Annotated in this window: 18 protein-coding genes and 2 tRNA genes; 9 read left to right on the top strand and 11 right to left on the bottom strand. The window is 70.1% G+C overall.

Annotated elements, in window-relative coordinates; translation table 11 throughout:
* Positions 1–67 precede the first annotated feature (67 nt).
* Genes EOINJALH_RS26745 through EOINJALH_RS26735 form a run of 3 tightly spaced genes read right to left on the bottom strand, consistent with a single transcriptional unit; the run spans position 68 to position 1,851 of the window.
* Entirely contained in the window at positions 68–838 is a 771-nt protein-coding gene (locus tag EOINJALH_RS26745; protein ID WP_088285969.1) for a pseudouridine synthase, read from the bottom strand.
* Positions 828–1,223, bottom strand: a complete 396-nt coding sequence (locus EOINJALH_RS26740; protein WP_088285967.1) for a YchJ family protein — start codon at positions 1,221–1,223, stop codon at positions 828–830. Before EOINJALH_RS26740 ends, EOINJALH_RS26745 begins: the two co-directional genes overlap by 11 nt.
* The gene (locus EOINJALH_RS26735; RefSeq protein ID WP_088285965.1) at positions 1,213–1,851 is read right to left on the bottom strand and encodes a GNAT family N-acetyltransferase; all 639 of its coding nucleotides are present in this window, start codon (positions 1,849–1,851) and stop codon (positions 1,213–1,215) included. The genes EOINJALH_RS26740 and EOINJALH_RS26735 overlap by 11 nt, the downstream gene beginning before the upstream one ends.
* 92 nt (positions 1,852–1,943) lie before the next feature.
* Here EOINJALH_RS26735 and EOINJALH_RS26730 point away from each other — a divergent pair, with 92 nt between their 5' ends.
* The 9 genes from EOINJALH_RS26730 (at position 1,944) to EOINJALH_RS26690 (ending at position 8,953) form a co-directional block, all read left to right on the top strand.
* Positions 1,944–2,900, top strand: a complete 957-nt coding sequence (locus EOINJALH_RS26730) for an alpha/beta hydrolase (protein WP_088285963.1) — start codon at positions 1,944–1,946, stop codon at positions 2,898–2,900.
* Positions 2,901–2,950: 50 nt separating this feature from the next.
* The gene (tolB, locus tag EOINJALH_RS26725; protein WP_088285961.1) at positions 2,951–4,231 is read left to right on the top strand and encodes a Tol-Pal system beta propeller repeat protein TolB; all 1,281 of its coding nucleotides are present in this window, start codon (positions 2,951–2,953) and stop codon (positions 4,229–4,231) included.
* A 40-nt stretch (positions 4,232–4,271) separates the two neighbouring features.
* Positions 4,272–4,841, top strand: coding sequence for a peptidoglycan-associated lipoprotein Pal (gene pal / locus EOINJALH_RS26720; protein WP_088285959.1), 570 nt, complete (start codon positions 4,272–4,274; stop codon positions 4,839–4,841).
* A 1-nt stretch (position 4,842) separates the two neighbouring features.
* Complete coding sequence (gene ybgF, locus EOINJALH_RS26715) at positions 4,843–5,652, top strand: tol-pal system protein YbgF (RefSeq protein WP_310732349.1); 810 nt, start codon at positions 4,843–4,845, stop codon at positions 5,650–5,652.
* Between the two features lie 16 nt (positions 5,653–5,668).
* Positions 5,669–6,784: a YeeE/YedE family protein gene (locus EOINJALH_RS26710; RefSeq protein WP_088285957.1), complete on the top strand. Its 1,116-nt coding sequence runs from the start codon at positions 5,669–5,671 to the stop codon at positions 6,782–6,784.
* A complete protein-coding gene (locus EOINJALH_RS26705; protein ID WP_088285955.1) occupies positions 6,781–7,584 on the top strand; it encodes a ThiF family adenylyltransferase in 804 nt (267 codons plus the stop codon). The genes EOINJALH_RS26710 and EOINJALH_RS26705 overlap by 4 nt, the downstream gene beginning before the upstream one ends.
* Before the next feature lie 28 nt (positions 7,585–7,612).
* A tRNA-Lys gene (locus EOINJALH_RS26700) sits at positions 7,613–7,688 on the top strand.
* 13 nt (positions 7,689–7,701) lie between these two features.
* Positions 7,702–7,777 (top strand) — tRNA-Lys (locus EOINJALH_RS26695).
* A 591-nt stretch (positions 7,778–8,368) separates the two neighbouring features.
* The gene (locus EOINJALH_RS26690) at positions 8,369–8,953 is read left to right on the top strand and encodes a Fic family protein (RefSeq protein WP_088285953.1); all 585 of its coding nucleotides are present in this window, start codon (positions 8,369–8,371) and stop codon (positions 8,951–8,953) included.
* A gap of 276 nt (positions 8,954–9,229) precedes the next feature.
* Here EOINJALH_RS26690 and EOINJALH_RS26685 read toward each other — a convergent pair whose 3' ends face one another.
* Genes EOINJALH_RS26685 through EOINJALH_RS26655 form a run of 8 tightly spaced genes read right to left on the bottom strand, consistent with a single transcriptional unit; the run spans position 9,230 to position 14,849 of the window.
* Positions 9,230–12,352 carry a tape measure protein gene (locus EOINJALH_RS26685; RefSeq protein ID WP_088285951.1) on the bottom strand — a complete coding sequence of 1,041 codons (3,123 nt, stop codon included), beginning with the start codon at positions 12,350–12,352 and terminating at the stop codon, positions 9,230–9,232.
* Between the two features lie 6 nt (positions 12,353–12,358).
* The gene (locus EOINJALH_RS31445; protein WP_144290187.1) at positions 12,359–12,568 is read right to left on the bottom strand and encodes a hypothetical protein; all 210 of its coding nucleotides are present in this window, start codon (positions 12,566–12,568) and stop codon (positions 12,359–12,361) included.
* 2 nt (positions 12,569–12,570) lie between these two features.
* Positions 12,571–12,894 (bottom strand): hypothetical protein, encoded by a 324-nt coding sequence (locus tag EOINJALH_RS26680; RefSeq protein WP_088285949.1) that lies wholly within the window; start codon positions 12,892–12,894, stop codon positions 12,571–12,573.
* On the bottom strand, positions 12,891–13,118 hold the full coding sequence (locus EOINJALH_RS26675; RefSeq protein WP_144290186.1) for a hypothetical protein: 228 nt from the start codon (positions 13,116–13,118) through the stop codon (positions 12,891–12,893). Before EOINJALH_RS26675 ends, EOINJALH_RS26680 begins: the two co-directional genes overlap by 4 nt.
* Positions 13,119–13,121: 3 nt before the next feature.
* Positions 13,122–13,748 (bottom strand): hypothetical protein, encoded by a 627-nt coding sequence (locus tag EOINJALH_RS26670; RefSeq protein WP_088285945.1) that lies wholly within the window; start codon positions 13,746–13,748, stop codon positions 13,122–13,124.
* Positions 13,745–14,242, bottom strand: a complete 498-nt coding sequence (locus EOINJALH_RS26665) for a hypothetical protein (protein ID WP_088285943.1) — start codon at positions 14,240–14,242, stop codon at positions 13,745–13,747. Before EOINJALH_RS26665 ends, EOINJALH_RS26670 begins: the two co-directional genes overlap by 4 nt.
* Positions 14,239–14,631, bottom strand: a complete 393-nt coding sequence (locus tag EOINJALH_RS26660) for a hypothetical protein (protein WP_088285941.1) — start codon at positions 14,629–14,631, stop codon at positions 14,239–14,241. The genes EOINJALH_RS26665 and EOINJALH_RS26660 overlap by 4 nt, the downstream gene beginning before the upstream one ends.
* Positions 14,628–14,849 (bottom strand): hypothetical protein, encoded by a 222-nt coding sequence (locus tag EOINJALH_RS26655; RefSeq protein WP_088285939.1) that lies wholly within the window; start codon positions 14,847–14,849, stop codon positions 14,628–14,630. The genes EOINJALH_RS26660 and EOINJALH_RS26655 overlap by 4 nt, the downstream gene beginning before the upstream one ends.
* Positions 14,850–15,785 lie beyond the last annotated feature (936 nt).

Here is a 15,785-nt window from a genome sequence, read left to right as displayed (position 1 = left end):
GGCGCTCCCGTGCAGTGGTCGGTCATGCAGTTTAGGCGGCAGGATCCGGCCCGCACGACGCGTTCGGTCAATTTTCGGCGTCGAGGCGCGCCCGCTCGGCCACGCCCAGGCAACAGTCCCATTCGGGCCCCGGGTCCGAGCGCACGCGCAGCGGGGCGCCGGTGTGCGGGTGCACCATCGCCACCTGCCAGGCGTGCAGCCACAGCCGCTGGCCGCCCAGCACCGCCGCCAGCGCCCGGTTGAGCGGTCCCTTGCCGTGGGTGGCGTCGCCGATGAGCGGGTGGCCGAGTTGCTTGAAGTGCCGGCGGATCTGATGCCGGCGGCCGGTGAGCGGCTGCACTTCGACCAGCGCGCCGCGGGTGGTGTCGAAGCCCGCCCGTGTGGCCACCGGCCACTCCAGCCGCCGCAGCACGCGCCAGTGAGTGCAGGCCTCGAGGTGCACCTGGCCGGTGGACGGCTGCTCGGGGTCGCGGGCCAGCGGGGCATCGGTCTGGCCGGTGTCGGCCGGCCAGCCGCGCACCAGCGCGAGGTAGCGCTTGTGCACGGCCCTGCCCGCGAAGGCGGCCCCCATCGCGCGGGCCGTGTCGGCGTCGCGGGCCAGCAGCAGCACGCCCGAGGTGCCCTTGTCCAGGCGGTGCACCGGCGACACCGCCTCGCCGCGCTGCGCGCGCAGGCGCGTCACCACATCGTCGTCCTCGTGCGCGTCGAGTGCGGTGCGGTGCACCAGCAGGCCGGCGGGCTTGTCGACGGCGATCAGCCAGGCGTCCTCGTGCAGCAGCGTCAGCGGTGGGGCGGGCGGCGCGGGGCCTTCGGGATCCGCCAGGGCCTCAACGGTCATGCAGCACGCCATCGACGTACAGCCAGTGGCCGCCCACGCGTTCGAAGCGGCTGGTCTCGTGCAGGCGGTGCACGCGACCGCCCTGCTTGTTGCGGGCCACGAACTCCACGAAGGCGTGGTCGGCGTCCACCGGCGTGTGGCGCCTGACCTCCAGCCCCAGCCAGCGCAGCCCGGGCTCGAAAGCCAGGTCGGCAGGCCGCGTGTCGGGGTGCCAGGTGTCGAGCAGGTAGCCGCGCCGTTCGAGCACGAAGGCGCTGTAGCGCGAGCGCATCAGCGCCTCGGCGTCCGGCGCCTCCAGGTGCAGCGGGCCGGCGTGCCAGCGGCCGCAGCAGGCGTCCACGCGGGCCGGCCGGCCGCAGGGGCAGGGCCGCGCGTCAGCGGTCATCGGGTCGCCGGGTGGCCTGTGGGGCCGGTGCGCCAGTCGAACGATCGACCGGCCCGACGGCCGCAGCGGGCACCAGCGGCATGTCCCAGATCTCGCCGACCAGCGCGTGGCCGAAGCTGTGGTGCGGCTCGGTGCCGACGAGCCGGTAGCCCTCGCGCTGGTAGATCGCCCGCGCGGCCACCAGGTTGCTTTGCGTCCACAGCCGCAGGCTCGTCTGCCCCGCGTCGCGTGCGAATCGCGTGCACTCGGCCACCAGGCGCCGGCCCACGCCCAGGCCTCGCGCGGCGGGCTCCACCAGCAGCAGCCGCAACTGCGCCACGCCGGGGTCGATGGCGCCGGTGGCGTCGTCGCGCGCCTGCACCAGCACCACGCAGCCCAGGCGCTCGGGCACGCCGTCCGTGCCGGTGCGTTCGGCGATCCAGCAGGCCTCGCGCGTGGCGTCGAAGCGGTCGATGAAGTCGGCGGCGATGCGCGCCACCAGCGCCTCGAAGCGCAGGTCCCAGCCGTACTCGCGGGCGTACAGGGCGCCGTGGCGCGAGATGATCCAGCCGATGTCGCCGGGTCCGTGCGCGCGAAGGCGCACGGCGTCGGGCAGCCTGCCGGGGGCGGTGAGGGGGGTGGACAGCATGGCGCCAGTGTCGAACAGTTCGTTTCCTGCGGCAACACGGGCCCCGTCGACGGGGCCGCTAAACTGGCCCGCGCCACGAAAGCCCCCCGACCATGCTCGACCCGCAAGCCCGTGCCCTGCTCGACCTGATGGAGGCACGGGGCATCCCGCCCACGCACACGCTGACGCCCGAGGTGGCGCGCCAGTTCTACCGCGATCGTCGGGCGGTGACCCAGCCCGAGCCGCGGCCGATGGCCGAGGTGCGAAATCTGGCGGCGCCCGGGCCGGCAGGCCCCATCCCGTTGCGCCTGTACCGCCCGGCGGGCGTGGCCTCGCCGTCCCCGACATTGGTGTACTACCACGGGGGCGGCTGGACCATCGGTGACCTCGACACCCACGAATCGGTGTGCACCCACCTGGCCGCGGAAGCCGGCTGCGCGGTGGTGTCGGTGGACTACCGCATGGGCCCGGAGCACCGCTTCCCGGCCGCGGTGGACGATGCCATCGCGGCCACCCGCTGGCTGCGGGCCGAAGGCACCTCGCTGGGCCTGGACACCACGCGCATGGCCGTGGGCGGTGACAGCGCCGGCGGCAACCTGGCCGCCGTGGTGGCGCTGGCGCAGCGCGATGCCGGCGAGGCGCTGCCGCCGCTGCGGCTGCAACTGCTGATCTACCCGGCCACCGACATGCGCGCGCAGGCGCCGTCGCACACCGTCAACGGCGAAGGCTACCTGCTCACCCGCGACACCATCGCCTACTTCCGCGCCCAGTACATCGACGAGCCGGCGCGGTACGCCGACTGGCGCGCGTCGCCGCTGCTGCACCCCGACCTGTCAGGCCTGCCACCGGCCCTGGTGCTGACCGCCGGCTTCGACCCCTTGCGCGACGAGGGCCGTCTGTACGCCGACGCACTGTCGAAGGCCGGCACGCCGGCGCAGTATGTGTGCTTCGAGCGTCAGATCCACGGCTTCCTGCTGATGGGCCGGGTGCTGGACGAGGCCAACACGGCGGTCTCGCTGTGCGCCCAGGTCCTGCGGCGGGCGCTGCCTACAATCCCGGTCGCGTCGTGAGCAGGCCCGGGCACGGAACCTGTGGCGGCAGCGCGACTCCACTCTGATCAATGCGACTTCCACGACGACGTTTCAACGCCGCACTCGCGGCCGGGCTCGGCCTCGGGGCCTGGCCCGCCGCCCACGCGCAGTTCCGCGTCGAGATCTCCGGCATCGGTGCCACGCAGTTGCCGGTGGCCATCACGCGCTTCCGTGACGAGGACAAGGCGGGCCAGCCGATCTCGGCCATCATCCGCGCCGACCTCGAGCGCAGCGGCGTGTTCCGCGTCGTCGATTCCAGCGGCACGCTCGACGAGCGCAGCGCCCCGGCCTTTGCCGACTGGCGCGGGCGGGGCGCCGATGCGCTGGTGTCGGGCTCGGCCTCGAAGCTGGCCGACGGCCGCTTCGACGTGCGCTTCAAGCTCTGGGACGTGGTCAAGGGCACCGACCTCGTCGGCCAGGCCCTGGCCGTGCCGGCGGCCGACCTGCGCCTGGCCGCGCACCGCATCGCCGACGAGGTGCACCAGCGCCTGACCGGCGAGCGCGGTGTCAATGCCACGCGCATCGCCTACGTCACCAAGGCGGCCAACCGCTATGCACTGCGCATCACCGACGCCGACGGCGAAGGCGGCCAGGTGGCGCTGGCCAGCCCGCAGCCCATCATCTCGCCGGCCTGGTCGCCCGACGGCCGGCAACTGTCGTACGTGTCCTTCGAGGCCGGCAAGGCCGTGGTCATGCTGCAGGACGTGTCCAGCGGCGAACGCCGCTCGGTGGCCAGCTTCCGCGGCTCGAACAGCGCGCCGGCCTGGTCGCCCGACGGGCGCCGGCTGGCGGTCACGCTGTCGCGCGACGGGGTCTCGCAGCTCTACCTGATCGACCTCGACGGCGGCAACCTGCGCCGCCTGACCACCACCAACGCCATCGACACCGAGGCGGTGTTCGCGCCCGACGGGCAGTCGATCTACTTCGTCAGCGACCGCGGTGGGGCACCACAGGTCTACCGCATGCCGGCCTCGGGCGGCGCGGCCGAGCGTGTCACCTTCTCGGGCGGCTACAACATCAGCCCGGCGCTCAGCCCCGACGGCCGCACGCTGGCCTACGTCACCCGCGACGGCGGCGCCTTCCGCGTCATGACGCTGGAACTGGGTGGCGGCGCGCCGGTGGCCGTCAGCGACACCCGCGACGACGAGAGCCCGAGCTTCGCCCCCAACGGGCGACTGATCATCTATGCCACGCGGGCACAAGGCCGCGACGTGCTCATGACCACCACACTGGATGGCAAGATCCGCACGCGCCTGCTGTCTTCGGGCATCGATGTCCGCGAGCCGGCCTGGGGCCCTTACGGGCGCTGAGACCCCGGCCGAACCTTCCACCTCCACAGGAGCACGTCCCATGAAATCGACCCTTCGCACCACCGGTTGGACCGCCGTTGCCGCTGCGGCATTGCTGCTCGCGGGCTGCGCGTCGAGCGTCAAGCTGGACGAGGCCCCAGTGGAGTCGCGCACGCCCAGCGCGGTCGACGGCACCGCGGGCAAGCCTGGCGGCACGACCGGCAGCACGGCCGGCACCGCCACCCCGCAGTCGCAGGTGGCTGCGGTCGACCTGACCAAGGGCGCCGCCTCGGCGGCGGCCTCGGCCGGCCGAGTCGTCTACTTCGACTTCGACAGCTTCGTCGTCAAGGACGAGTTCCGAAACCTCGTCGATACGCATGCCCGGGCCCTGGCCGCCAACAAGGGCAAGCGCATGATGATCGAGGGCCACACCGACGAGCGCGGCGGCCGCGAATACAACCTGGCGCTGGGCCAGAAGCGCGCCGAGGCGGTGGCCAAGTCGATGGTGCTGCTGGGCGTGGGCGAAACCCAGGTCGAGGCGGTGAGCTTCGGCAAGGAGCGCCCGGTGTCCGAAGGCCACGACGAAGGCGCCTGGGCGAAGAACCGCCGCGCCGAACTGAAGGACAAGTGACATGCTGATGCGATCGGCGCCGAGCCGGCTCCGCCAGGGGCTGGCCATCGGCCTGCTGGTGCTGGGGGCCGGCGGCGCGCACGCCGGCCTGTTCGACGACGAGGAGGCCCGCAAGGCCATCCTCGACCTGCGTGCCCGCATCCAGGCCAGCGACGACGCGTCCAAGGCCCGCACGGCCGAACTCGCCACCTCCATCAACGCCCAGTTGCTGGACGAACTGCAGAAGCTGCGCCGCAGCCTGCTCGACCTGAACGCCCAGCTCGAGACCCAGCGCGCCGAGACGGCCCGCCTGCGCGGTACGCAGGAGCAGCTGGCGCGCGACCTGGCCGAGGTGCAGCGCCGCCAGAAGGACGTGGCGCAGGGCCTGGACGAGCGCTTCCGCAAGCTCGAGCCGCAGAAGGTCACGCTCGACGGCGTGGAGTTCTCGGTCGACCCCGAAGAGCGCCGCCAGCACGACGAGGCGATGGCCACGCTGCGCTCGGGCGATTTCGCCAAGGCAGGTGCCCAGCTGGCTGCGTTCCTCAAGCGTTATCCCGGCAGTGGTTACGCGGCCTCGGCGCGCTTCTGGTTGGGCAATGCACAGTACGGCAAGCGCGACTACAAGGAGGCCATCGCCAGCTTCCGCGCCTTCCTGGCCGAGTCGCCCGAGCATGCGCGCGCCCCCGAGGCGCTGCTGTCGGTGGCCAACTGCCAGATCGAGATGAAGGACCCGAAGGCCGCGCGGCGCACGCTGGACGAGGTGATCAAGACCTATCCCAAGTCCGAAGCTGCCGAGGCCGCGCGCGAGCGACTGCCCACGGTCAAGGGCTGAGTCTTACAACGGGCCGATGACCGAGGCCGATCTGCCCGCGCTGGTGCGGCAGGTGCTGTGGGCCGGCTTCGGCCTCGGCGCCGTGTTCGGTGCCATCGCCCAGCGCACGCACTTCTGCACCATGGGCGCGGTGGCCGACGTCGTCAACATCGGCGACTGGTCGCGCATGCGCATGTGGGTGCTGTCCGTCGGCGTCGCCATGCTCGGCTTCAACGCGATGGTGGCGGCGGGCTGGCTGCGGGCCGAATCCAGCGTCTACGCGGCACCCACGCTGCTGTGGCTGTCGCACGCGGTGGGTGGCCTGATGTTCGGCTTCGGCATGGTGCTGGCATCGGGGTGCGGCAGCAAGACGCTGGTGCGCCTGGGCGGGGGCAACCTGAAGTCGCTGGTGGTCTTCGTCGTGCTGGGCCTGTCGGCCTACATGACCCTCAAGGGCCTCACCGCCGTGGCGCGCGTGGCCACGGTCGACGCCGTGTCGGTGGCGCTGCCGGCGGGCCAGGACCTGCCCTCGCTCGCCGCCAAGGCGCTGGGAGGCGGGGCGCCACGCCACGCCGCGTGGCTGGGGACGCTGTTCGGCGGCGCGCTGCTCGGGTGGGTGCTGTGGCGCCGCGAGGGACGCTCAGGCGAGGTGTTGGTGGGAGGCCTGGGCATCGGCGCCCTGGTGGTGGGCGGCTGGTGGGTGTCGGGCGTGCTGGGCCACCTGGCCGAGCATCCGCAGACGCTGGAAGAGGCCTTCGTGGCCACCCAGTCGCAGCGCATGGAATCGTTCAGCTTCGTCGCGCCGTACGCTCACTTCATCGATTGGCTGATTTTGTTCAGCGACAAGACGCGCGCGCTGTCCTTCGGCGTGGTGGTGGCGCTCGGCGTGGTCGTCGGCAGCGCCGGGGTGGCGCTGGCCAGCGGCAGTTTCCGCTGGGAGGGTTTCCGCGGCGTCGAGGACACCGCCAGCCACCTGGTGGGCGCCGCGCTGATGGGCGTGGGCGGCGTCACGGCGCTCGGCTGCACCATCGGCCAGGGACTTTCGGGCCTGTCCACACTGTCGCTGGGCAGCTTCATTGCCGTGGCCGGCATCGTCGGCGGCGCCGTGCTGGCCTTGCGTTGGCAGGTGTGGCGGCTGGAGCGTGCGGCATGAACGTCCCGATCGTGGCCGCCCATGTGCCGCCGCCGGAAGTCGAGGCCGATGCCGAGCGCCGCTTCGGCGGCCTTCGGCGGCTGTACGGCGACGCCGGGTACCGGCGGCTGCGCCAGGCCTGCGTGGCGGTGGTCGGGTTGGGAGGAGTGGGTTCCTGGGCCGTCGAGGCGCTGGCCCGCAGCGGGGTGCGCTCGCTGGTGCTGATCGACTTCGACCAGGTTGCCGAATCCAACATCAACCGCCAGGTGCAGGCGCTGGGCAGCACCGTGGGCCTGGCCAAGGGCGAGGCGCTTCGGCAGCGCATCGCCGACATCCACCCGCAGTGCGAGGTGCATGTGGTCGACGAGTTTGCCACCCCGGCGAACTGGCCCGCGCTGCTGCCGGTGCCAGTGGATGCCCTGATCGACGCCTGCGACCAGGGCCAGGCCAAGCTCGCGCTGGCGTCCTGGGCGCTGGCGCAACGGGTGGGCTTCGTCTGTGTCGGCGCGGCCGGCGGCAAGCAGCAGGCGCAGCGGGTGGAACTGGCCGACCTGGCCGAGGCCACGCACGACCCATTGCTCGCGACACTGCGCCAGCGCCTGCGCAAGGGCGGTGCCGCGCGCCAGGGGCCGATGGGCGTGGCCTGCGTGTTCTCGCGCGAGCCGGTGGCGATGCCGGCAGAGGCCTGCGACACCGATGGCAGCCTCAACTGCCATGGCTACGGGTCGACCGTGGCGGTGACCGCCACCTTCGGCATGGCGGCGGCCGGGCAGGTGATGCGCGAGTTGGTGTCGGGGCACTTGAAAGTTGCTATAGAATGAATGCTAGAATGTCGTGCTCTACACGGAGGGGTTGTTAGCTCAGTCGGTAGAGCAGCGGACTTTTAATCCGTTGGTCGTGGGTTCGAATCCCGCACAACCCACCACTCGCTTCAAAGCGGGTCCTTAGCTCAGTTGGTAGAGCAGCGGACTCTTAATCCGTTGGTCGAAGGTTCGAATCCTTCAGGGCCCACCAATCTAAAAGTGCTGTCGTGACAACGACTTAGCACTGTGAACAGAACCCGGCTAGCCCGGGTTCTTTCACGTCTGGCGCTCGTGTGTAGGCACCTCGGTAGGCTTTGAAGTTGATTTCAGAACGAGTGTCGAAAATTCTGACATCTGGGCGCACAGTCGCTTGCAACTGCTTGATTCCGTATGACGGAACGATTCTTGCAACCTGTGCTCCAACTGCTGTGGTTCAGTAGCAAAAGAAGTGGCAACCGCGGGCTTTTCTGATGGCGATTTGTCTCTACACACCTCACAATCAGGCCCGCCACCCTCCGAAGAGCCTAAGGAGTGTGTGCCTCTATGTGTGGTCGCGAAAGCGATCGGAGGAAACCAAAGGGTAATAAAGGAGAAGGCTATGGATGCAAGACTGCAAGCAATGCTTATGAAGGCGCACACGGTCGTCCTAACGCCTCAAGAGCGTGAAGAACAGACTGTGCTGATGGCTGCGGCCAACGGAAACTTGACGGACCAACGTATCACTGTTGCAACAGTGGAAGCTGCCCGTACAATCATGGAAGCCGCTGACAAGGGATGCAAAGCGGCCTAACAAGGACGCTTTATGGCAGGCGGAGAACTCTACCAACGATCAGAGAACGTCTACCGAGCACACAAGCTCATTGACGAATGGATAGCGGGAGTCGAGAACGGCTCCCGTTTTGTTTTTTCAGCGTCGCATCTGAAGACAATTCACAAGTTGGTCGCCGACGGTCAGATAGACGACAACGGCAACTACCGACGAATCGACGTGATGGTCGGGCAGCACCTGCCCCCTCCCTTCCTAGAGGTCGAGGGGCACATGGCCTCCTTCTTCCAGTACCTTGGCGAGAACTGGGACTCCAAGGACTTGGTCCATTTGGCAGCTTTCGCCTTGTGGAGACTCTTGTGGATTCACCCATTTACGGACGGCAACGGCCGTTCGTCGCGTGCTGCAGCGTACTTGGTACTGTGTCTCAAACACGGTCGAGCACTCCCCGGTAGGAACACTGTTCTAACTCAGATGATGAACGCGAGGCTGGCCTATTGCGACCGGCTACGTGAATGCGACGTTATCTATGAGCAAACCGGCGATGTGGACGCAGCGATTGACCCGCTGGTCCGAATGATCTCGGACATGCTGGTCACACAACTCTCGGACGCTGTGTAGTGCCCCGGCCGTTGCCCGGCGGCCCGCCTGACGTTCACCCCTCGTCGAGCCCGAGGTCGGCGACGCGCATCCGCACAGTTGCGTGACGTAGGCCCGCGTCCTGCGCCCGCACGTCGCCGGCCAGCGCTCGCACCGTCGCGAGTAGGGCAGGGGGCGCCCACGGGTTCGGCAGGGCTGCCAGGGCCTCAGCAGCGGCTGCCAGGTCGGCCACAGTGGCACGCAGGCGCGCCAGTTCGTCGGCTGGTGCCAGCGTGACCCGAGGCCCGGTCGGATGGGTCACAGTGCGGCCCGCCCTGCAGCGGTTTCGAGGTCGCGCAGCACACGGGCCAGCGCGTCGGCGTCGGTATCGCTCGCCGTGTTGATCGTGGTCGATCGGCCCGCAAGGTTGATGGTCACAGTGTGCGACGTGGGGGGCCGTGGCGACGGTGCAGGGACTGGCGCGGGGGCAGGAACGGGTGCAGGCGAGGGCGAGGGCGTCCGACCACTGCGAGTCCCGCCGAAAGGGTTCGTGGGCCCGCTCTTGCGCTGCCAGTAGCCGACCCCGGGAACAACCTGTGCGCCCGACCCGAACGCCTCGGGGTTCAGGGCGTTGTTGATGAACTCCCAGTCGCCCGAATCGTCCGGCGGCTGCAGTTGCGCGCTACCCGTGATGCGCTGGCCCGCGGTCATGCTGAATCCGTCGGCGTCGGTGGTTGCCGTGCCTCGCGCCAGGGTCGACAGGCTGGGCGACGTGTCCAACGACTGACGGATGCCGGCGGCTGCCTTGCCTTGCTCTTGCAGGGCCGCGGTCACGTCCCGGGCACTCGCGGCAGCTTTGCCCATGGCCCGCTCGAAATCGTCGCCCAGGCCTGCCACGTCGGCCCGGTTCTGCAGGATCACGCGTTGCACGGCAACCTGCCCCGACTCCACGCCCCCGGATGCGGCAACGGCAGCCTCGCGCCACCGGGCGAAGGCCTTGATCTGGTCCGACAGCGACACGTCGGCACTGTTCGCGATCACTCGGTACGCCTCGCCCAGCTTGTCGGCGGTCTGTTGCAGTTGCGCGCGGGACTGGATGCCAAACGCGCGCATGGCCTCGGCCAGCGACTGAATCCCGGGCTTGAGGTCTTCGACTTTCTTCCGTGCTTTCTCCAGGCCGTCGGCCAGCGCGTCGCCCGCAATGCGACCCTCGCGCCCGAGTTCCTGCCATCGGTCGATCAGGGCCTGAATCGCGCGCTCGGTGTTCGCCGTGGCCAGGGCCTTATCGAGCGCACTCGACAGGATGCGGCTCGCCTCGTCCCCCGTGACACCCAGGGCACGTAGCGTGCGGTCGAGGGCGTCCACATCGTTGATTGCCGAATTCGCTGCCGTCGAGAACCCCGTCGCGAGCTCGGCAGCGCTGGTGCCGGCCCGCCGCAACGACTCGTCCGCGATGGCGTCAAGCGCAGCCTGCAGGCGGCGTGCACCTTGCTCGCTGCCGTCGAACGCGGCCCGGGCCATCGTCTCGAATCGCACCAGGTCGTCCCCCTTGAGGGCTGCCGCCAGCGCTTGCCGTATCTGGTCCCCTGACACCTTGCCACGCTGGGCGAGGGCGTCGAGTGCCGCGCCGGCCGCAGTGATGCCTGACAGGTCGCCCAGGCGCAGCGACTTGGTGACCTTCTCCAGGGCCTCGGACACGTCGCCGGTCTTCGTCACGACCCCGTCGAACTCGCCGACAAGGCGTTTCGCCTCGGTCCCCAGTCCGAGGGCCTTATCGGCAGCCTGCGCCATGGCCTGAGCAGCGGCAGCGTTCGCCGTGGCCATCGCCCTGGCAGCTTCAGCCTCCGCACGTTGGGCCCGCTCCAGGTCCTCGATTGCCTTGCCAGCGCCGCGCATCTTCGCGACGGCTTCGCCTATCCAAGTGCCGATGTCCTGCAGGTTTGTGGCCACGACTGCCAGCGCACCCAGCTTGATCGCGCCAAGTGCAGCGGCCAGCCGGCCAGCGCTGGCCGCAGTGCCGGCGCTCGCGGCGGCGTTCTCGACCTGCGCCGCGGTGTTCACACGGGTTGCCGCGGTGTGCGCTGCCGTCGCGGTGGTCACGGTGGCGGTCGCTGCGGCGGCCACACTGGCAGCCGTGGCTGATTCGAGGAACGCGGCGCCGAGCTTCACGGCGGTGTATGCCGCGCCGGACTTCCCGGCGGCGTACAGCAGGGCCCCGAGGGTGTCGAGGTTGCGGGCCAGGGCGTCGATTGCCGATGCCGCGGCGCTCGTTGCACCGCTTCCCTTGCCGGCCTCGCCGATGTAGACCTCCCACGCGGCGGACAGCCGGCCGAGTGATCGCTCCACGGTCGGGGGCAGCGACTCGAATTCGCGGGCCAGGGTCTGCGATTGGCCCTGCAGCGCGGTCACGACGGTCTGCGAGGTCAACGTCCCTTGTTCGGCCAGCTTGCGCAGTTCGCCGACCGTCACGTTGAGGCCCGCGGCCAGCGCTTGCGCCAGGCGCGGCGCCTGTTCCATCACACTGTTGAATTCCTCGCCTCGCAGGATGCCCGATTGCAGACCCTGTATCAGTTGCGTGATCGCGGCGTCGCTCGCCTGCGCGGACGCGCCCGACAGGGTCACAGCTTGGGTAATGGCCTCGGTCAGGGCCAGGGCGTCGCGCTGGGCGAGGCCGAAGTCCTTCCCGGACTGCAGCACGCGAGAGAACAACGTCCCCGTCGCGTCGAGCGCTGCGCCGGTACGCTGGGCGATCTGTTGCACGCCCTCGAATGCTGCCGTGAACGCGGCCCCCTCGCCGGTCACCAGGCGCATGCGCGCCCCGAGGTTCGTGTACTGGTCCGCGGTGGCGGCGAGGTCGCGCGCGAGGCCCCCGACAAGCGTCCCACCCAGGGCAGCGGCAGCCACGGTGCGCAGCGTGCCAAGCTGGCCCTTCAACGTCTCGACCGACTGCGACACGGCGGACGTGCCAGCGACCTGCGAGCGGGTCGCACGTTCGATGGCGTCGGCGTGCGCGCGCTCGGCGGCGGCGGCGGCTTTTGCCTCAGCGGTCGCTGCGGCCAGGGCCTCGCGCTTCGTGCGCAGCGCGATCTGCGACTCGACAAGCGCGACACGCTGCAGGCGGACAGCCTCGCGGTGTTCGGTGGTCGACTTCGTCGCGTCGGTCACGCCCGCGCGCAGCCGGGCCAGGGCGTCGCGCTGGGCGTCGTACGCGGTGCGTGCCTCGGTCGCCTCGCTGCGCGCGCCCGACTCGGCCGAACGCTTCGCAGCGGTGGCGGCTGCCAGCGCGTCGAGCTCGCGGCGCAGGCGGTCGACATCGGCGACAGCGTCGCCGGCCCCCGCGCCAATGCCTCGCACGCCGTCGGCGAGGTCGCGTATGCCTTGCTCGCCGTCGGTTTCGATCCCGACGCCGATCGTTACGTCGCGCTTGTTCTTCGTGGCCATGGGGGGTCAGTTCCGGTTGGGTTCTACGGGGGCGAGGTCCGACAGGGACACACTCCCGAGGTTGCAGGCAGTGACATAGACGCCCGGGCCGGTCACACGTACGGCCCGGCCATCACGGTGCAGGCGGTGCAGCGACAGGCCACGTCGTCGGATGGCTGCCAGAACCTGCCGCTCGCGGATGGTCTCGGCCGTCACGGATGGGTCGACGTAGGCCATGGTCAGCCCGCGTTGACGGCGGTCAGGACATCGCGCAGCGCAGCGCGGAACGCTTCGACCTCGTCGACGCTCACGAACTGCTGCGCGGGGTGCCCGAACTGCGGCAGCCACGCGTTCATGGTGAACGACAGCCGGGTGTCCGTCTCGTTGACCAGATAACACAGGTCGGCATAGGACAGGTGATCGCAGGCGACGCGCTGGCCGACTCGGGCGGCGATCGACACGCGTTCCTGCCGCGCCAGCGCGTCGGCATCAGCGGCAGCGCGTTCGGCGTCGCGCTCGGCGCGCAGGGCAGCGAGGCGCCCGGGGTCGATTGGTGCGGTCATGCGGTCATCAGCGCGTCGAGCGCGTCCAGGTCGGTGGTGATCTGGTTCCGACGGGCGGCGAGGGGGGCGATGCCGTGTCCCGGCCGGACGCCAGCGCGCACGCGCACGGTGTCAGCGGACAAAGCGTTGAACCGTTCGGCGATGGCGCGTAGGGTGTTGCGGTGCGGCGAGTCAGGGGCGAGTGCACCGTTCATCGCAATGAGTCGAGCGGACAGTTCTTCCATACGTTATGCCTCCGCGGTGGTGGTGGTGGTGCGCTCGACCATCACCACCTTGGTTATGTCGCCGGTCAGGTTGCGGGTAATGTCCGACTCCGACCGACGGGCCGGCAGTTCCACACGGACAGCGATCGGCGCGTCCTCGCGGGCAATGTCCGCGGGCTTGAGGCCGAATACTGCGGCGGCTTCGTCGACGGTCACGCCCTGCACCGCGGCCCACCATCGCATTTGCACGACGGTCGGGCCGTTGACTGCGAAGCGGTAGGCGCCGATCCGCTCAACGGTCAGACCGTGGTCGATTGCTCCTGCGATGAGGGCGTGCGCCTGCGTGCCGTGCACGACCGTCGTGCGGGCCGTCGGTGCCTTCGCCCGGGTGGTGGCGGTCACGTTGACCCCGTTGACGGGTGGGGCCTCGGGAGCGCAGCCGTACGCGTCACCGAACTCGACAGCCAGGGCAGCGAGCGCAGCCTTCGTGCCCCTGTCGCCTCGGACGCGGTAGGCCGGGCCCGCGCGCTCCACTGCCAGGCCGAACGCGCAGGCTTCAGACACCAGGGCTTGCAGCACGGGGCCGGCCGGGCCTTCGAGTATCCAGTCGGCCAGCGCTTCGGGCGTCGACACGTTGACAGTGACGGTCACGCCGTGCCCCCGGCGGCGTCGGTCAGAGCCAACACGATATCGGGGCGTGCGTTCGGGCGACGCAGGACGCGCCGTCCGGCAGCTTCCATGCGGCAGACCTCGCGTTCCTCGCGGCGCTCCAGGTCGTCGAGCTCGGCGTCGAGGGCGGCCACAGTTGCCGCGCGTTCTGCAGCCGGCATGCCATCGGGCAGGTTCAGACCTTCCATTGCGGACAGCAGCGGCTTCGCCAGGCGGTCGGGCCCGAACAGCAGCGACAGCAGCGGCGCCAGGTCGACCGACCCGTCAGGGCCGACGGGGACGCGCAGCGCGTGGGCGGGATGGCTGGCCACACGGGCGCCTGCAGCGCGAGAGGTTCGATCGGCCGACTCGCTCAGGTGCGCCAGAAGGGCCGCGCGGATCTCACTGTGCGCGGGCGGTGCGCCGGTCAGGGTAGCGCGGCGCGCCTGCGTCTCCATGATCTTCGCGCGCAGGGTTTCGAGGGTGGGAGCGCTCATGGTGCGTAGACTTTCAGTTGTCCGTCCTGTATGGCGACGTAATCGCGGCAGGCCGACAGGACGGCAACCCGGGCGGTCAGTTCGCTGTCGAGTTCCGCGAGGCGCTTGCGCACAGCTTCGACCCGCGATTGCGCCCGTATGAGGGCCTCGATCTCCCCGCGCTTGACGCCGATCGCGGCCAGGACATCGGCCCCCGCGTCCAGCCACTGCGAGGGCGGTGCGTCGGCGGTTGCCGTGTCCAGCTTCTGGAAGTGGCGCCTCATTCGCAGGTGCTCGGCCGTGATGCCTTGCTGTTCGTCTCGGATCATCTGCAATGCGCTATCGCGCTCGCCTCGCAGGCCGTCGACCTGCAGCGATAGGCGGGTGAACTTCTGGTGGTCGTAGTTCATCGCGTGGGCCTCGGTCCGTACGCTGCGACGATCTGCGCCGCGGTCATGTTGGTGTCGGCCAGCGCGCGGCGCACGTTCGCCTGCCAGCGCTGGTGCTCGATGCGGGCGCGCCAGGGGTTGCCGTCGGGCTTGGCCAGGGCAGCGGGCGGTGCGGGCGTGCCGGGCGTGGCCAGGCTGGCCGAGATGCCCAGGAGGCCCCGGGCGGCAGCCTCGGGCATACCGCCGGCAGTCAGGGCAGTGAGGCCGGCGGCGCGCCAGTCGGCCGCAGAGGGTAGGCCGGCGTCTCGGGCGCGGACTGCGGCGGGTAGGCTATCGAAGGGCTTGGAGCACACGGTGTATTCCCGGTTGGTGGTTGGGGGATGCGAAGGACTGCCGCCAGCGCGCGAGGTCACCGGCATGGATGTAGAGGATCTCGCGGGCGCCGAACGAACGAACTCGGACGGGGATTCGGCCGTCTCGGATGTCCGCTTCCATCGTGCGAGGGTCTTGCCCTTCGCGGCGGGCCTCGGGAGCGAGGCGGACCCAGCGCGGAGATGGGTCGTCGGGGAACGGATCGGGCGTCATGGCGTCTCGTGCAGTTGGTGCGGTTGATGCGTTGCCGGGATGGTCTTCGCATCGCTGCGGGTAGTCCATCACAGTCATTTCGTTATGCAGTTCGTGCATTGGCGCCGAATCGCGCAACAAGCGCACCTAAAGCCGTTTCGTTATCCGGCGGACGGGCAGGCGCCCGGGCTGGCCCTCGGGGCGCGCGGATTCGTGGGCCTGATTCCAGGTCCGGGCCTGATTCCAGGTCCGGGAACTGAGTTCATAGATCGCAGGGCCAAATTCGGTCGACCATCGGGCCTCTTCGTGCCCGCCCGGCCCGTGGCCCCATGGGGGCCCCCTCGTTCGCCGGCCGCGGGCGTCGGCGGCCGGTGCGCGCAGTCGATCGGACTGCCGCCGGCCGTCCGCGCTCGCTGCGTGACGTGGTGCCCGAGCAAGATTCAAGTTCAAGCCCTTGGAAGTTCTCGACCATCGGGCTTGTTCCCGCCCGCGGCTCTCGTTCCCCTTGAGGGGCCCCCACGCTCGCCGACCGGATGCCGCCGTGCCACACGTCGCGCAGCGGCCCGCCGCGGCCCCCATGCGGGCCCACTGCACGCGCAGCGGCCCGGGTC

This window comes from Ideonella sp. A 288, from assembly GCF_002198735.1.
Taxonomy (GTDB): Bacteria; Pseudomonadota; Gammaproteobacteria; order Burkholderiales; family Burkholderiaceae_C; genus Pseudaquabacterium.
Note: the sequence above shows the minus strand (reverse complement) of the source record. Positions and strands in the feature narration are given on the sequence as shown.

Excerpts from the sequence above, each read along its gene's own strand:
- tolB (WP_088285961.1), top strand. The coding sequence starts at position 2,951 with ATGCGACTTCCACGACGACGTTTCAACGCCGCACTCGCGGCCGGGCTC.
- EOINJALH_RS26690 (WP_088285953.1), top strand. The coding sequence starts at position 8,369 with ATGGCAGGCGGAGAACTCTACCAACGATCAGAGAACGTCTACCGAGCA.
- EOINJALH_RS26740 (WP_088285967.1), bottom strand. The coding sequence starts at position 1,223 with ATGACCGCTGACGCGCGGCCCTGCCCCTGCGGCCGGCCGGCCCGCGTG.
- pal (WP_088285959.1), top strand. The coding sequence starts at position 4,272 with ATGAAATCGACCCTTCGCACCACCGGTTGGACCGCCGTTGCCGCTGCG.
- EOINJALH_RS26680 (WP_088285949.1), bottom strand. The coding sequence starts at position 12,894 with ATGACCGCACCAATCGACCCCGGGCGCCTCGCTGCCCTGCGCGCCGAG.
- EOINJALH_RS26660 (WP_088285941.1), bottom strand. The coding sequence starts at position 14,631 with ATGAACTACGACCACCAGAAGTTCACCCGCCTATCGCTGCAGGTCGAC.
- ybgF (WP_310732349.1), top strand. The coding sequence starts at position 4,843 with ATGCTGATGCGATCGGCGCCGAGCCGGCTCCGCCAGGGGCTGGCCATC.
- EOINJALH_RS26655 (WP_088285939.1), bottom strand. The coding sequence starts at position 14,849 with ATGCCCGAGGCTGCCGCCCGGGGCCTCCTGGGCATCTCGGCCAGCCTG.
- EOINJALH_RS26730 (WP_088285963.1), top strand. The coding sequence starts at position 1,944 with ATGCTCGACCCGCAAGCCCGTGCCCTGCTCGACCTGATGGAGGCACGG.
- EOINJALH_RS26745 (WP_088285969.1), bottom strand. The coding sequence starts at position 838 with ATGACCGTTGAGGCCCTGGCGGATCCCGAAGGCCCCGCGCCGCCCGCC.
- EOINJALH_RS26685 (WP_088285951.1), bottom strand. The coding sequence starts at position 12,352 with ATGGCCACGAAGAACAAGCGCGACGTAACGATCGGCGTCGGGATCGAA.
- EOINJALH_RS26705 (WP_088285955.1), top strand. The coding sequence starts at position 6,781 with ATGAACGTCCCGATCGTGGCCGCCCATGTGCCGCCGCCGGAAGTCGAG.
- EOINJALH_RS26710 (WP_088285957.1), top strand. The coding sequence starts at position 5,669 with ATGACCGAGGCCGATCTGCCCGCGCTGGTGCGGCAGGTGCTGTGGGCC.
- EOINJALH_RS26675 (WP_144290186.1), bottom strand. The coding sequence starts at position 13,118 with ATGGAAGAACTGTCCGCTCGACTCATTGCGATGAACGGTGCACTCGCC.
- EOINJALH_RS31445 (WP_144290187.1), bottom strand. The coding sequence starts at position 12,568 with ATGGCCTACGTCGACCCATCCGTGACGGCCGAGACCATCCGCGAGCGG.
- EOINJALH_RS26735 (WP_088285965.1), bottom strand. The coding sequence starts at position 1,851 with ATGCTGTCCACCCCCCTCACCGCCCCCGGCAGGCTGCCCGACGCCGTG.
- EOINJALH_RS26665 (WP_088285943.1), bottom strand. The coding sequence starts at position 14,242 with ATGAGCGCTCCCACCCTCGAAACCCTGCGCGCGAAGATCATGGAGACG.